The organism is Elusimicrobia bacterium HGW-Elusimicrobia-1 (assembly GCA_002841695.1).
Taxonomy (GTDB): domain Bacteria; phylum Elusimicrobiota; class Endomicrobiia; order PHAN01; family PHAN01; genus PHAN01.
The window spans coordinates 38,422-53,695 of the sequence record PHAN01000021.1; the positions used below are offsets into that span (position 1 = coordinate 38,422).

Annotated in this window: 17 protein-coding genes and 1 tRNA gene; 7 read left to right on the top strand and 11 right to left on the bottom strand. The window is 51.3% G+C overall.

The window, feature by feature from the left end:
- Window positions 1-3 precede the first annotated feature (3 nt).
- The 7 genes from CVU77_08775 (at window position 4) to CVU77_08805 (ending at window position 4,660) form a co-directional block, all read left to right on the top strand.
- Window positions 4-765 carry a sporulation initiation inhibitor Soj gene (locus CVU77_08775; protein PKN00741.1) on the top strand — a complete coding sequence of 254 codons (762 nt, stop codon included), beginning with the start codon at window positions 4-6 and terminating at the stop codon, window positions 763-765.
- Between the two features lie 191 nt (window positions 766-956).
- Window positions 957-1,193, top strand: a complete 237-nt coding sequence (locus CVU77_08780) for a hypothetical protein (protein ID PKN00742.1) — start codon at window positions 957-959, stop codon at window positions 1,191-1,193.
- A gap of 36 nt (window positions 1,194-1,229) precedes the next feature.
- A complete protein-coding gene (locus CVU77_08785; protein ID PKN00743.1) occupies window positions 1,230-2,102 on the top strand; it encodes a chromosome partitioning protein ParB in 873 nt (290 codons plus the stop codon).
- A 26-nt stretch (window positions 2,103-2,128) separates the two neighbouring features.
- Entirely contained in the window at window positions 2,129-2,320 is a 192-nt protein-coding gene (locus CVU77_08790) for a hypothetical protein (protein ID PKN00744.1), read from the top strand.
- A gap of 90 nt (window positions 2,321-2,410) precedes the next feature.
- Window positions 2,411-3,469: a hypothetical protein gene (locus tag CVU77_08795; protein PKN00745.1), complete on the top strand. Its 1,059-nt coding sequence runs from the start codon at window positions 2,411-2,413 to the stop codon at window positions 3,467-3,469.
- Between the two features lie 10 nt (window positions 3,470-3,479).
- Window positions 3,480-3,842 (top strand): hypothetical protein, encoded by a 363-nt coding sequence (locus CVU77_08800; GenBank protein ID PKN00746.1) that lies wholly within the window; start codon window positions 3,480-3,482, stop codon window positions 3,840-3,842.
- Entirely contained in the window at window positions 3,839-4,660 is an 822-nt protein-coding gene (locus CVU77_08805; GenBank protein ID PKN00747.1) for a hypothetical protein, read from the top strand. Before CVU77_08800 ends, CVU77_08805 begins: the two co-directional genes overlap by 4 nt.
- A gap of 150 nt (window positions 4,661-4,810) precedes the next feature.
- Here the strand turns inward: CVU77_08805 and CVU77_08810 are convergent, their stop codons facing one another.
- From CVU77_08810 to CVU77_08860, 11 genes are all read right to left on the bottom strand, one after another.
- Window positions 4,811-5,386 carry a nucleoside-diphosphate kinase gene (locus CVU77_08810; GenBank protein ID PKN00748.1) on the bottom strand — a complete coding sequence of 192 codons (576 nt, stop codon included), beginning with the start codon at window positions 5,384-5,386 and terminating at the stop codon, window positions 4,811-4,813.
- Window positions 5,361-8,114: a pyruvate, phosphate dikinase gene (locus CVU77_08815; GenBank protein PKN00749.1), complete on the bottom strand. Its 2,754-nt coding sequence runs from the start codon at window positions 8,112-8,114 to the stop codon at window positions 5,361-5,363. Before CVU77_08815 ends, CVU77_08810 begins: the two co-directional genes overlap by 26 nt.
- Window positions 8,115-8,130: 16 nt before the next feature.
- Window positions 8,131-8,397: a type II toxin-antitoxin system mRNA interferase toxin, RelE/StbE family gene (locus CVU77_08820; protein ID PKN00750.1), complete on the bottom strand. Its 267-nt coding sequence runs from the start codon at window positions 8,395-8,397 to the stop codon at window positions 8,131-8,133.
- Window positions 8,394-8,594 (bottom strand): hypothetical protein, encoded by a 201-nt coding sequence (locus CVU77_08825; GenBank protein ID PKN00751.1) that lies wholly within the window; start codon window positions 8,592-8,594, stop codon window positions 8,394-8,396. The genes CVU77_08820 and CVU77_08825 overlap by 4 nt, the downstream gene beginning before the upstream one ends.
- A 33-nt stretch (window positions 8,595-8,627) precedes the next feature.
- Complete coding sequence (locus tag CVU77_08830) at window positions 8,628-9,311, bottom strand: hypothetical protein (GenBank protein PKN00752.1); 684 nt, start codon at window positions 9,309-9,311, stop codon at window positions 8,628-8,630.
- Between the two features lie 73 nt (window positions 9,312-9,384).
- Window positions 9,385-10,191: a motility protein A gene (locus tag CVU77_08835; GenBank protein PKN00753.1), complete on the bottom strand. Its 807-nt coding sequence runs from the start codon at window positions 10,189-10,191 to the stop codon at window positions 9,385-9,387.
- Window positions 10,192-10,308: 117 nt separating this feature from the next.
- Complete coding sequence (locus CVU77_08840; GenBank protein ID PKN00758.1) at window positions 10,309-10,512, bottom strand: flagellar protein; 204 nt, start codon at window positions 10,510-10,512, stop codon at window positions 10,309-10,311.
- A 143-nt stretch (window positions 10,513-10,655) separates the two neighbouring features.
- Window positions 10,656-10,734, bottom strand: a tRNA-Glu gene (locus CVU77_08845).
- Between the two features lie 37 nt (window positions 10,735-10,771).
- Complete coding sequence (locus CVU77_08850; protein ID PKN00754.1) at window positions 10,772-12,205, bottom strand: hypothetical protein; 1,434 nt, start codon at window positions 12,203-12,205, stop codon at window positions 10,772-10,774.
- Window positions 12,206-12,225: 20 nt separating this feature from the next.
- Window positions 12,226-13,674: a hypothetical protein gene (locus CVU77_08855; GenBank protein ID PKN00755.1), complete on the bottom strand. Its 1,449-nt coding sequence runs from the start codon at window positions 13,672-13,674 to the stop codon at window positions 12,226-12,228.
- Between the two features lie 153 nt (window positions 13,675-13,827).
- Window positions 13,828-15,063 carry a hypothetical protein gene (locus CVU77_08860; protein PKN00756.1) on the bottom strand — a complete coding sequence of 412 codons (1,236 nt, stop codon included), beginning with the start codon at window positions 15,061-15,063 and terminating at the stop codon, window positions 13,828-13,830.
- Between the last annotated feature and the right edge of the window lie 211 nt (window positions 15,064-15,274).

The window sequence follows — 15,274 nt, forward strand, 5'->3', positions numbered from 1 at the left end:
CCTATGAGCAAAATAATAGCGCTGGCCAACCAAAAAGGCGGGGTAGGAAAAACGACTACGGCGGTCAATCTGGCCGCCTCGCTCGCGCATCTGGGCGAAGAGACGCTGCTTGTGGATATGGATCCTCAGGCGAATGCGACTTCGGGCGTGGGCATAGACAAGAATCTTGAAGCCAACATCTACAGGGCGCTGCTGTCTGAAATTCCACTCGACGACGCCGTTCGCCCGACGGAAATCGACTGGCTCGACGTGGTTCCGTCAACGCTCGATTTGATAGCCGCCGAGATAGAACTCGCCGGAGCCGAAGAAAGAGAATTCTTTTTAAAAAAAGTTTTGGCCCGGTTTCATAAGGTTTATAAATATATAATTATCGACTGCCCGCCGTCTCTGGGTCTGCTTACGCTCAATTCACTGGCCGCGGCCGACTCTATAATAATTCCCCTGCAATGCGAGTACTACGCCCTGGAAGGCCTCGGCCAGCTGCTTAAAACCATAGAACTTATCCGCGAAGGTCTTAATCCCAAACTTGAAATTGAGGGCGTCCTCATAACTATGTATGATTCCCGGCTCAATCTGGCCAACCAAGTCATAGCCGAAGTAAAAAAACACTTCAAAGAAAAGACATATTCGACTGTAATACCGCGCACCGTGCGGCTGGCCGAGGCGCCGAGTTTCGGAAAGCCGATTATCACTTATGACAAAAATTCCAAGGGCGCCGAGGTTTATCTGGAATTGGCCGAAGAATTCTTAAAGAAACAAAAATAGCTGAAAATTGAAGCTGTTGTGTCTGTTCAAGCGGTGATGGACATATACGTTCAGGGTTGTCATTCCCGCGCAAGCGGGAATCCAGATATAAGAATGGATTCCCGATAACGACATTCGGGAATGACAATCTTGATTATGACGTAGTCGAACCGAGAAAAACGAATAAATATCTATAAGATAGGCGGCAAAATATGGTATTCTTTGAAATATTAGGTTGGCTGTTTGTTATTTGGCTACTCGGTAGCACTATCTACTCAATTAAATTTCATCTCGGCAATTATTTATTACAAAAACAAAGGATTAAAAATAAGGTGGTTGGCGAACTATATGAAACTCTACATAAGCAGATAAATTGGAAATCATTAATATTGATACAAGTATCTAAATTAACAATAGCGATTTTTTTACTGTATCTCTTGTTGAAATAAAAATTATCCAACGCCACATCTAAGGAGTAATAAACAATGCAAAGAGGATTAGGCAGAGGACTCGAAGCCCTGCTGCCGAAAAATAGAACCGCCGGGGGAACCCCCGCCGAACGCGGCGAAAGCAAGATTTCCGTCGACAAAATACACGCCAACCCCAATCAGCCGCGCAAAAACTTCAACGAAAATAAACTCAAAGAACTCTCCGCATCCATAAAAGCCCACGGACTTGCGCAGCCCATAGTCGTATCCCCCGCGACAGAGCCGGGAACCTATGAAATAATCGCGGGAGAAAGAAGATGGCGCGCCGCGAAAATGGCCGGATTAAAAGAAATACCCGCGGTGGTGCGCCACACCGACGAGAAAAACAAGTTTCAGATATCACTGGTGGAAAATATTCAGCGTGAGGACCTTAATCCCATAGAAGAAGCGCTCGCGTTCAGGTCCCTGATGAAAGATTTCGGGCACACGCAGGAAGATTTGGCAAAAACTCTGGGCAAAGACCGCTCGGTAATAGCAAATGCCGTGCGACTGCTGGGATTATCGCGGGAAATACAGGCGCTGATAGAAGATTCCACAATCTCCGCCGGTCACGGAAGAACGCTGGCCGCGATACAGGACGCCGGCAGGCAAAAAGAAATACTGAAAAAAATCCTCGACGGAAACCTGAGCGTGCGCGAAGTCGAACTAATCGCCCGCGAAATTAAAAAAGCGGGAAGCGACGCCGGCACGTCGAAAAAAAACAGACGCAACGCCGAACTCGCCCATCTTGAAAGCGCCCTGGAACACGCCTACGGAACCAAAGTCCGCATACAGGGCACTCCCAAAAAAGGAAAAATATCTATACATTATTATTCGCTCGAAGACCTGGAACGTTTGTCGCGCGTGCTTAAAAAAGCGGCGGCGAAATAAACTTTCTTAAAACAAAGTTAAGTCAATTGAAAAAGTGCCCAAAATGTCACCCTGAACCTTTCGCTTTTGTCACCCTGAGTGAAACGAAGGGTCTCGCTTTGGCTCGTCGGAAAACTAGATTCTTCGCGGAGTTTATCCTGAGCGAAAAACTGAGATTCTTCGCGGAGTTTATCCTGAGCGAAAAACTGAGATTCTTCGCTTCGCTCAGAATGACATAGCGAAGGACTCAGAATGACGCTCGCCGAAGGTCTCAGAATGACAAATAACGGGGGTTTTCAATTGACTCAAGTTTAAGAGGTGTCGGGATTATGCGGCTGAGTAAATATAAAATCGGAATATTGGCTGTCGCGGCGGCTATGATTCCGGCATGCGCGGCGCATCTGACGGCGCCGGCGACGCTGAACGCGGCCAAAAATTCCTCCGCGGAGCAGGCAACGGCGCATCCGGTTTACGTCTCAAAAATGCCCGTCACAAAATACAATTTGTTTGCCACAGGCGGCTGGGACGGCAACTGGTACGTCGGCAGCAACCAGGCCTGGATAGAAAAAATAAACCTCGCCGGCCGCAAAAAAAACGATTTTGTCCGCGCCTATCTGGGCGCAAAACTCGGAAGGATGAAAACACAAAACACGCCCGGCAAGCCGGCCTGGGTCAGGGAACCTTATCCCGGCGAAATCTACGCCGCAACATCGTCTACGCCCGCCTGGAGGCCGTCGGATTATCTTTTGCTGACAAAATCCGCCGACATACCGGCGCAATACGATTACGAAAACGCCATCGACACCGTAGGAGAAGCCCGCTGGTTCTGGGTCGAATGTCCGCTCGATAAACTCAATTTCGGCGGCGACAACTATATAGCCGTATGGTCGCCCAACGAATACTTTGATTCGGTGTCCTCGGCGCCGATTCTTGCCGCCGCGTGGGGCGACCGCGAGGTCGATTCATGGATAAATACTTCCCTGGGCCAATGGCCTCATCTGGCCGCGGAAAATCCTCTTAAAACACCAATAAGCGTATTCGAGCCGGCCATAGCCGTAAAACTCGTGCCTGCCGGCGCGGCGGCAGGCGTAAAAGTTGAAATCATTTCAGTGGAGGACACACCCGCGGCCCCCGATATTCTAAAAAAGATTACGGCCGCCGTATCCGGTTTCTCGACGGAAAAGGCCTGGCTCGAAATCTCCGCCGACTCCAAAAACTATCGGAGGGCGGGCGGATACGTTTACACTCCGCCTTACGTTTTCGTATTTGACCCGAAGGAAACCGCAACCGTAACTACCGGAAAAATAAGTTTAAGAGTCGCCGCCGAAAACATACGCGGCGAATTCGGATTCTCGCAACCCGTAAATTTGATTGTCGAAAAAAAATAGAGGTGTGCCAATGTCTCTAAAACCGGACGCCGCGCAAACCGCATCAGTCACTCAATCAATCTCATCCTCATCCTGCAAAAAATCGAGGGACCGCGCCAAACCGACGGCCTTGTCGCTCGTGGCGCTGTGCATTTTGACCGCCGCGACCGTAACCGCGGGGGCTGCCGAGCCATCGTTCTGGCAAAAATTGTTACGTCGGCCCGACAAACGTCAAAACGTTCCGACTACGGTGGCGGGTGTCCGCGGCCTCGACGAAGCCGGCGTCTCTGGCGACGCGACATCGCGCGATTACGACGCGCTGGCCAAAATCGAGGGCGTTTACATATCGAAAGCCGAACTCGAAAAATTTATCGCCGACGGGGGGCTCAGGTGAAAAAACTTTCAGCCCTCGCCGTTCTAACCGCATTGCTTCCCGCCTGCGCCCAGCTGCCAATGTCGGCGCCCGACGCCGCAACGGCGATAACCATCGGCTCAAAATTTGTAAGCGCGGCCGTCCCGATGTCCGACGCCGAAGAAACCGCGCTGGGCAAAGAAGTGGCGGCCAATCTGTGCGCCGGATTCGGTTACCGCGACGACGCGGCCGCGTCAAAATACATAAACCTCGTCGGACAAACCCTGGCCCGTCATTCGGGACGCGCCAACATCGCCTATCACTTTGCGCTTCTGGATTCGGAAACCGTAAACGCCTACGCCGCGCCGGGAGGATATATTTTTGTCACTAAGGGCGCCCTCAAACTGATGGAAAACGAAGCGGAATTCGCCGCGGCGCTGGCGCACGAAATATCGCACGTATCCTCGCGGCACATAGCCAAAGAAATACAAAAGGCAAACCTCGTCGGGGCGGGCACAGACGTTATCGCCCTGATGGCAAAAGATAAATCGCAGGCCGCTGCGCTTACCGGATTCTCCACCGATATACTTTTTAAGGGATATTCAAGGAAAGACGAGGAAGAGGCCGACGCAAAAGCCGTTGAAATACTTAAAGCCGCGGGTTACGACAGCGTCGCCTTTACGAATTTTCTGGAGCGCCTCGCTTCGCAAAAAGCCGACGAGCCGAGATTTATGGTGTTCCTTAAAACCCACCCGCGTCCGGAAGACCGCATAGCCCGCATCAAGCCCAAAACATCGACGGGAAGAAAAAACGAAGCGCGCTTCATTAACGCAACATCCAAATTAAAATCCCCCCGATAACATACACTCACCCCGCTATAACGGTGGCGCGGGAATAACATACGTTCTTTTTCTCCTTTGCTCTCCTATGTAAAAATAAAAGCCAACGTCCCCCTACGGGAGACGCCGGCTTATTTTTTCAGGCGTACCGCCATTACATTCGACTACATTTTACGCCCAAACCATCTTCTCTACTTTTTCCAAAACCACTTTCTTCGACGGATAAATATCCTCCGTGAGTTCCTCCGGATCGAACCACAACTTAATCTCATATTCCGACGATTCCGGCGACGAAGAACAGTGCACCACGTTTTCGAAAACCCCTTTTGTGGTCACGCGCCCGTAGGAGCCGCGAATGCTTGTGGCCTCCGCCTCTTCGGGGTTCGTGGCTCCGACGATGGCCCTGAGCTTTTTTATCGCGTCATTGCCTCTGTAAACCAGCGCCATCACGCGGTCGAACGGCTCTCCGAAAAGTTTTCCCTGTATATATTCTATGAGAGAATCAAAGAAGGGCTTGCCTTTGTGCTCGGCGTAATGTTTCTCGGCCAATTCTCTGGATACTTTGACCATTTTGGCCCCGATTATTATAAGCCGAGCGTCGGAAAGTTTCGTTATGACATTTCCCGTGAGCGACTTTTTGAGCCCGTCGGGTTTTACCAGTATGAGGGCGTAATCGACTTTGGACATAATTCCGGTTCTCCTTAATTTTGCCGTTCCCGATTTATTTCTTTTTCTTTCCGGCGGCATCCTCGACGACAACCTGCGCGGCGGCCAAACGGGCGATGGGAACCCTGAACGGCGAGCAGGACACGTAGTTCATTCCCGCGCGATGGCAGAATTTCACCGACTCAGGGTCTCCGCCATGCTCTCCGCAAATGCCTATTTTAAGATTCTTGCGCACGGAGCGGCCGCGGTCGATGCCTATTTCAATAAGCTCACCCACGCCGTCGGCGTCAATCGTCTGAAACGGGTCTACGGGGAGTATTTTCGACGTAAGATAATCCGGCAGGAAACCGCCTATGTCGTCGCGCGAAAAACCGAACGTCATCTGAGTGAGGTCGTTCGTGCCGAAGCTGAAAAACTCGGCGGTTTCGGCCATCTTGTTTGCAAGAAGAGCCGCGCGGGGAATTTCTATCATCGTTCCGTACAACACCGGTATCTTTACTCCGAGTTTTTGCCGGACTTCGGCAAGCACGCGGTCGAATATAAGTTTCTGGTTGTTGAGTTCGTTGACGGTGCAGGTTACGGGTATCATTATCTCCGGAACCGCTTTTTTCCCTTCTTTAATAAGCTCGCCGGCTGCTTCGATTATGGCCCGGATTTGCATCTCGGTAACTTCCGGGTACGTTACTCCAAGACGCACTCCGCGATGTCCCAGCATGGGATTATTTTCTTTAAGCGCGTCGCCTCGTTTTCTGGCTTCTTCCACGCTTATGCCGAGTTCCTGCGCCATAGCGGCGACCTTATCTTCCGAGTGAGGAACAAACTCATGCAAAGGCGGATCGAGCAGACGAACGGTTATAGGAAATCCGTCGAGCGCTTCCATTGTGGCTTTTATGTCGTTTTTAACGAAGACCGAAAGTTCCGCCAGAGCGGCCTTGCGTTCTTCAAGCGCTTTGGACATTATCATCTTTCTTAACAAAAACAACGGCTTGTCGCTGCCTTCCCCGTAGAACATATGCTCCGTGCGGAAAAGACCTATTCCCTCGGCGCCGAATTCAACGGCTTTTTTCGTATCTTTGGGCGTGTCGGCGTTGGTGCGCACTTTAAGAGTGCGGGTTTTGTCGACAAGCTTCATGAGCTCCGTATACGACGTATTGTGCTCAAGGTTCGGGTCTACAAGATTTAGCTTGCCCACGTAAACCGTTCCCTTGGTGCCGTTAAGCGTGATCCAATCGCCCTCTTTTACGGTAACGTCGCTTTTGGTCGTAAACGATTTCTCGTCGTCGGCTATTTCAAGTCCTTCACAGCCGACTATGCAGCATTTGCCCCAGCCGCGCGCCACAAGAGCGGCGTGCGAAGTCATACCGCCTTTGGACGTAAGTATCGCCTGGGATTTGTGCATACCGTCGACGTCTTCGGGAGAAGTTTCCTCGCGAACGAGTATTACTTTCTCGCCTCTGGCAGCCCATTGAACCGCGTCGTTAGAAGAAAAAACCGCGCGGCCCACGGCGCCGCCGGGACCGGCCGGCAAACCTTTGGCTATCACTTTGCTGGATGCCTCGAATTTGGGCTCTATCATCGGAAGAAGAAGCTCGACGAGTTGATTCGGATTAACGCGCATTATGGCGGTCGCGGCGTCAATAAGCTTCTCCTTGTACATATCGACGGCAATCTTGACGGCCGCCGTGCCGTTGCGTTTTCCGACACGGCACTGCAACATGTAGAGTTTCCCTTTTTCTATGGTGAACTCTATGTCCTGCATGTCATGATAATGCTTTTCAAGACGGGCCTGTATGTCGAAAAGCTCCTTGTAGATTCCGGGCATTATCTGTTCGAGCGTGGGAAATTTTTGGCTCTGGGCGTTCTTTGATTTGTCATTTATGGGCGCGGGCGTGCGGATGCCGGCGACGACGTCTTCGCCTTGCGCGTTGACGAGATACTCGCCGTAAAAATAATTGTCGCCGTTTCCGGGATTGCGGGTGAACGCGACGCCCGTCGCCGAGTCGTCGCCCATATTGCCGAAAACCATCGACTGAACGTTGACGGCCGTTCCCCATTCGTCGGGAATGCGCTCAATCCTGCGATAGTCCACGGCGCGTCTGCCGTTCCACGACATAAACACGGCGCCGATGCCGCCCCAGAGCTGATCTTCGGGCTTTTCCGGAAAACTTTTGCCGAGTTCGGAACTTATCATATTTTTGAACGTCGCGACAAGACCTTTGAGGTCGTCGGCCGTCATTTCGGTATCGAGTTTATATCCTTTGGAATGTTTGAGTTCTTCAAGCTTCTCGTCCATAAGTTTGCGTATGCCTTTGCCTCTTGCGGGTTCTCTGCCTTCGGCTTTTTCCATAACTACGTCGGCATACATCATAACAAGCCGACGGTAGGCGTCATAGGCAAAACGCGGATTATTCGTCATTTTGATGAGGCCCCGGACGGTTATGTCGTTAAGGCCGATGTTCAAAACCGTGTCCATCATTCCCGGCATGGATTTTCTGGCGCCCGAACGCACGGAAACGAGCAGCGGATCGTTTACGTCGCCGAATTTCTTGCCCATAAGTTCTTCGACTTTTTTAAGGGCTTTGTTGACCTCGTCTTTGAGAGTCGGGGGATATTTCTTTTTATTTTCGTAGTAATGTGTGCAGACGTCGGTGGTAATTGTGAAGCCCGGGGGGACGGGCAGACGCAGGTTCTTATGTCCCGCCATCTCGGCGAGGTTCGCGCCTTTTCCGCCCAGCAGATTCTTCATCGACTCGTTGCCGTCGGCCTTCCCGCCGCCGAAAAAATAAACGTACTTCTTTGACTTAGCCATGGTAACGTCTCCTTTTCTATCTATATATCTCGTGAGTTCCTATGTCGTAATATAAAACTTCGCCGGGGTCGCAAAATCTGAACAATAATCTGTACTCGTAATTGACACGATACGACCAATAACCCGATAACTCACCTTTCAATTTATGGGTATTTAACTTTCGCTCAAACGGATTTGACAAAAATATCTTTTCCTGTCTTTGAGCAAGTTTCTTTATGTTCTCCGGCAGTTTTCGGTACGCTCTTGTAAAGTGTGAAGTCGGATAAATCTTGGAGATTTTCATCTCTTGTCAAGCTGAGACAATGAGCGCATCGGACGTATCTTGCCCGCCTTGTATTCTTTTTCACCCTCTCTGATTTTAATCAGCGCATCGCGGGTTTCGTCCAAACGACGCCGAAGGTTATCGTACTCTTTCTTCGGCAATATGACCAGTTCGTCGCCGTGAGTAATTTTTTTTGGTACCAAGGTCAATGTTGTCATAATGAACCTCTCGAATAATATGGGTGAATTGTCCTACTGAAGTGTCTGAGGTTTGACTTCCACAATTCCGCGGGTAACCGCCTGCTTGGCCGCGGCCGAAAGCCCCGCGTTCCATTCCTTCATCTCATCCAAGTCCAATCTCTTGACGACCACGTCCACCCGACGGTTCTTGGCGCGGTTTTCGGGAGTATCGCCGGGTGAGACGGGATGATATTCGCCGTATCCGGAGGCGGTAAGCCGCTTCGGCTCGAAAGATAAATCCTCGAGCATAAATCTCAAAAGATTTGTGGCGCGGGACGTGGAGAGTTCCCAGTTCGACGGAAACTGCGACGTTCGTATGGGAGTGTTATCGGTATGGCCCTCTATGGTTATTCTGTTGGGGTCGTCGGTAAGAAGCGACATTACGTCTCTGATTATCGTCTTGGCTTCGGGATAGATTTCGGCTTTTCCCGGGTCGAACATATACTTTTCGGAAAACGTTATTATCAAACCTTCCTTCTGCGAGAGTTGTGTGGAAACAAACGACTGCAGGGAATTCGCCAGGACGTAACCGTCTATCCTCTCTTTGATTTTCTTGAGTTGGTCCTCGGTAGCCGCGGCGGAAAGAGCGAAAAGCATGACGAAAAACACCAGCAGCTGCGTGACGAGGTCGCCGTAGGATGTCATCCACTGAGGTGTAGGAGGCGGCTTAGCTTCTTCTATTTTTTGAAGTGCCATTTTGTTTTAGTCGAGACGCAAGAAGCAATATTCGCCTCTTGGGTCTGCCTAAGCTTTTTATCCGTCTAAATTTTTATGCTCCGGCCGCGGCGCGTTCTCTGGCCGACGCGATTTTTCTTAAGCGCGGCTCAAGATACGCCTGCAAATTACCCTCGATAATTGAGGGGGTCGTGCCGGACTGAAGCAGCAAAACTCCGCGTATAATAACCTGTTTTACCAGAACCTCTTCCTCGCTGCGCCTTTTTAGTTTTCCGGCGATGGGGTTAAACAGCAGATACGCCGCCATAGCGCCGTAAAAAGTCGTCAAAAGAGCCACGGCCATACCCGATGCAATCTGGGACTGGTCCTGAAGGTTTGCAAGCATCAGTATAAGACCTATGACCGTTCCTATAAGTCCGAAAGCCGGCGCGTATGTGCCCAGAGCTATGAATATTTCCTGACCGACCTTATGGCGCTCCTGCACGAATGCCACTTCCGTTTCAAGAAGTCCGCGGATGAACTCGGCGTCCTGTCCGTCGACGACAAGCTGCACTCCGCGTTTCATAAAATCGTTGTCTATTTTTTTTATGTCCGATTCAAGCGAAAGGAATCCCTCGCGCTTGGCTTTCTGCGCGAGCGAAACGAACTGCGATATTATGCCCGTGGTATTCTCGGCGGGCTCCATCATGACTTTGCGGGCGATATTCCAGACGCCCAGAAACTGCTTGAGCGGATAGTTAATGAGCGTGGCGCAAATGGTTCCGCCGAAAGTAATCATCATCGACGGAATGTTGATAAAAAGAATGAATTGCCTTATGTCGAGTCCGCCGCCTCTGAGCATTATTCCCAATGCGATGATAAAAAGTCCGGCGACGGCTCCGATTAATGTAGTTATGTCCACTTATCTCTCCCGATTAAATCTCCCCCGACCCATCTTTTCAAAAGATGGAAGCATTTCTCATACAATACGTTTTCATTCCCCCTTAACAAAGGGGGGCAGGGGGTTGTCTTTCCCCATTTACAAAGGGGGCACAGGTGGATTTCCCGTTATCTTTCTTTTGTATTCTACCACTTTCTCGACGATTTCCGTCGGAGATTCTTTGACGAGATACTGATTATTGGAAATTAAAACGACCTTTGTGTCGGGCATCGACTCCACCGATTCTATCAGTTCCGCGTTAATCGTAACCGCTTGTCCGTTCAACCTGTGAAGAATTATCATGAGATTGTTGAAAAATATATTTTTTGACCATTTTGTCATTCCCGAATGCTTTAATCGGGAATCCATTGTTGACGGAAGCCCTGGATTCCCGCTTTCGCGGGAATGACATGACAAGGGGTTTTCAATGGCCTCATCATGAAAATTGGTAGCGCCAACGGGATTTGAACCCGTGATCTCCGCCTTGAGAGGGCGGCGTCCTAAACCGGACTAGACGATGGCGCCGTTACCGAGAAGGATTTTACAAAATAATTCCGTCCAATCAAAATCTGAAAACCGCCTGAGTCATTACGCGCCATTCCCTGTGGTCGCGTTCGGCGCTTTCCAGAGCGCTCGACGAAAAATCAAGCACGCCGGAGACCGCGGAAACGGGGCGGGGCTTATATATTATCCGAACCGATGTCTTTGAAAAAACAACATCTTCATCCATTCCGGTAAGTTGAGTGTGTTCCATCTCAGGGAACACGGGATCGGCGTATTTCATCGTGACGATTGCGTTAAAACCCCGCATTTTGGTCACGAAACGCCCTGAAAGATATTCGTGGCCCACATAGTCGAGAGGCGAACGGGCGATGGTATAGCCGGGAAAGCGCATATCCGGTATCTCGGCCCAACGGACAAGCGCGTCCACGGAAGATGCCCTGTAAGCGGTTTCAAACACAACGGGAATTCCTTCCGGCGATGAGGATGTTCTTTTGTAGACGGCGGATTCGGCGCTAAAAGAAAGTCCGCCCGCCAAGCCATAAGTGCCGAAAACTGAAACGGCCATATCGTTGTCTCCGCCGCCGGCGGCGGCGATGGCGCTCTCGGAAGCCGCCGAGACGAATCCGCTCAGGCCGACGGCTAAAGCGCCGGCGCCCTTCAGTCGCAGTTCGGCGGCGTAGTAGTCAACCGTCTCGTATTGAACCGCCGCGGTCGCGCGCGCGGAAAATATTTTTGAGTTCCAGAACGCCTCGACCGAATCCGCGGGCGCGTAAACATTATTCACCGCGAGTCCCCATATCCCATATTTGAAATATCTTCTGCCGGCGGAGATTCCGGCGCGGTCCCCGGCTTCCACATAAAGTTCGTCGACCCAAAGGGGGTCCGAAGTTTTGAAGTTTATTCCCACGGAGCCCGACGAATACTCGTTGACGCCCCAAAAACCGAAGTTTCTCAAAGCCATCCGGCCGAAAACTTCCTTTTTTCTTACGTCCATCGTCAAACGAATCTGCTGAGAAAATGCCGCCGCCGACGCGGCGATATCCTGCCCCCACGCATAATCGGAGTTTATGGCAAACTCGGCGCCCATACTGAGGCGGGGCATTTCTTTGACGGAGTTTTCCAAACTTATCAATGCGTATTCCGTCCCGAAATATTTAACCACCCTGTCGAAACGTTCTTCATCCGACGGATCAAAAATCTCGACCTGCCAGGCGATTTCGTTGAAAAAACGCGCCCATGCCAGCCGCGACGGCGCGGTTTTTTTCATCCGGGCATATCGCTTGCGTAAGTTATCCCGCCCTTTGGACGCGAAATATCCTATTTCTTCTATAACGGAACTCTCAGACAGAGCCGCCGGAACCGTCAACGGCTCCGATGCCAGCGCGACAGGCATCTTTGCGAACCACGCGGCGGAGACCGCCAAAACGACAAGCGCGACGGAAAATTTTCTCGGCAGAGCGAATGACCGGCTCGCCGTCGGATTATTTTTCATGAGAGTTTTTCCTCTTTGTTTTAAATCTCAAGCGTGAAATAAACGCGCATCTCGTTGTACACGCCGCTTGCGGGCCAGGATTCCGTTTCTTCTCTGTCCCAAATCGTATTTTCTATATAAAATTTCATATCTTGCGCCACAGGCCGCGAATGCCTGAAAATGTATCGCGCCTGAGATTTACGCCAGTATGAATCCCACAGATAAACCAGATTGATTTCATAGAAAACGTATTTCGGAACGACTAAAGTCCTCTCCGGACGGCTCTGCCATGGCCCGACGTCTTCTTTTATATGAGGAAAATACGTGAATGCCGCGTCTATGCCGCGTGTGTCATGATCGAAATATAAATGGTCGCGGGCGGAGTAGGCCAGAGATGTGGCCATTGGCGTAAAACCCTTGGCCACATCGCCCAGTTGTACGAACACATTAAAATTGCGTTTTTTTATCGCGTCAAACCCGCCGACGACGGCCCAGCGCGCCTCGTACGGGTCGGTATCCTCTATGATACCGCTCTTGGTCGGACGGTAAGCCGCGACTTCAAGGATGAATTCCCTCAAGCGCCATGGAGAACGCCACCACAAGTCCAAACTTGCGGCGTCCTCGGAAGATATGCCGCTAAAAAGCGCGTTCGCTCCGACCTCAAAATGTCCGTCGGAGAACTCTTTTGAAACGCGGGCCGCCCAGTAATCGTCGGCGCTTTCAAACCCTGTGGTTCCGGGATAATTTGTGGAGGAAAGCCGCGCGAAAACGCCGGATATTTTCAGGCCGACGGCCGATATGTCGTCGAGCAGGGCGCCCTCAAAAGCGTCGAAATTGTTGTCGGCTATCAACCCCAGACGTCCGAGAATAAAATATATGCGCCCGATTTTCAGCGACGAGCGGCCGACGGGCAGCCGCAGTGTCACATTGGCCTCGTCCACTTTAAGTCGTTTTGGATCGTTGCCGACCGCTTTGAAACCGAGTTCTCCGGATACCGGACCGGGACGTGACGGAGGCGAGCCGTAGAGCATATGAAACGACGGTAAAATGGAGACCCCCGGCTCTGCGGCAAAAGGGTGGTTGTAAAAACTCTGCGCGTAAGCCGCCATCCGTCCGGTAATCCGGGAGTCGGCGGACGCGGCCCGCTCTTTGTAGGTCGAGACGGTATTTTGAATTCTTAAAATATCGAGTTCGGTTTCAAACTCTTCCGCAAGGATGCTTATGGAACGCGGGGCAACGTCGTATCCCTGCAAACGGCCGGCGGAAATGGCTTCGTCGGTCGCTTTTTTTAGTTCGGCCAGCGCGCGGGCGTAGTCGACGCGGCCGGACACAGCGTCGGGCGCAGGCATAAGGTCCGCTGCCGCCAGATATTCGGCGGCGGCGCGGGCTGTATCCAAACGGAACGCAACCCCCGCTATCGCGCCCGCCGGCCGCAAAAACACCGCGACGGCAAACAACACCGCACAACGAAAAAAATATCCTGATTTCATTTATTTATGTGAACTCTCAGCGGAAAAAACGAGGAGAATACAAGCGGCGCAAGGGCAAAAAAATAACCCTTCGCCTGGGCGCCTCCAAAGAAGCATTTTCCGAAGAAGGGTTATTAAAAACTGCCGCGGGCGTATGACACTCGCGCTAAAAATTTATTTGTACGAGTCCACCACGCCTTCGTATATTGCCTTTCCTATCTTCCAAGTATATCCGGCGTCGCGCAAACGCGCTTCCTCATAAGGATTCGACAAGTGAGAAGGTTTCGTTACCACACCGGGAATTGAAGACGTGTTCAAAAGGAGCCCCGCCGAGGAAGTGCCAACGCCCTTATCCGTAATTTTGAGGGTCTCCACCAGACGTTTTTGAATCCCCTGGGCAAGTTTCAAACTTTCCGCAGCGCGGGGTCCGTATTTGTAGTAGTAAGTTTTGGTGTAATTCATCTCCGGATTCGTCGAGCGCGGAAACGCCACTCCGATAAACTTATCGGCGCCGGAAGCGTTTATGGCCGCGACCCTGGCCGCCACAGTTATGGAAACATCGCCGGAGCGGGTCATCACGGTATCGGCTCCGCCGTATTCTATAAGGCAGTTTTTAAGCACGGTCGCCACGCGCAAATTGACGTCTTTTCCTTTAAGTCCCGTCGGCCCAAGACCGCCGGAAGTTCCTCCGCCGCCCGCCGGATCTATCATTATCTTTTTGCCGGACAGCGGTTTGACGGTCGGAGCGGGGGGAGGAGTTACGACGGGGTCTCCACCGACGGCGGCGCCGTAGTTGTCCATCACGCCCAGGTAGTGACCTCTTGCGATTTTATCTATGTAAGTCGAATCTTTGAGGCGCGCTTCTTCGTAAGTGTTAGATATGAAAGACGACTCCGTCAGAGCGGTGGGCATTAACGCGGTATTGAGTAAGCCAAGATCTGTCCTCTCTTTTAATCCTCTGTTTTTTAATCCCAGCGCTTCGATTAATCTACCCTGGAGTTTTTCCGCAAGTTTTTTGCTGTTCGCATTTCTGGTGGGGTGATAAAGTGTTTCGGTGCCGTTGACCGTTCTGTCGGTTGCGGCATTAAAATGAATTGAAACAAAACTGCCTGCGCCCCAATTATTCGCTATCGTACCGCGTCCGCTGGGTGTTATGTAGATATCGGTATCCCTTGTTAATTTGGTGTCCGCGCCCTGCGCTTTCAGATATTCGTCGAGTTTTTTGATAACGGAAAGATTGACCTGCGCTTCTTTTAGTCCCGTCGGGCCGACAGCGCCGGGGTCGGTGCCGCCGTGTCCGGCGTCCAAAGCGATTTTCTTGCCGGTCAGTCCGCCGGCGTGAACCGCCGAAACGGCAAAAGCAAGCGACGCGATTACGGCAAAAAACTTTGTTCTTTTTGATGCTTTCATAATACCCGTCCCCCTTCTTAAAAGAAGGTTTTATCGAATGGTGGAATTTTACAAAAAAAAGGGGGGGTTGTCAAGTGGCAGGGGATTAAAGGCAGTGAATGGTAAATAGTGAATAGTAAAAACAAAAACTGTGGCGGCGAATGGAAGGCGCGGCGTCGGACAATGGTAAATTCCCCCTTAACAAAGGGGGTACGGGGGTTGTAAAATCGCC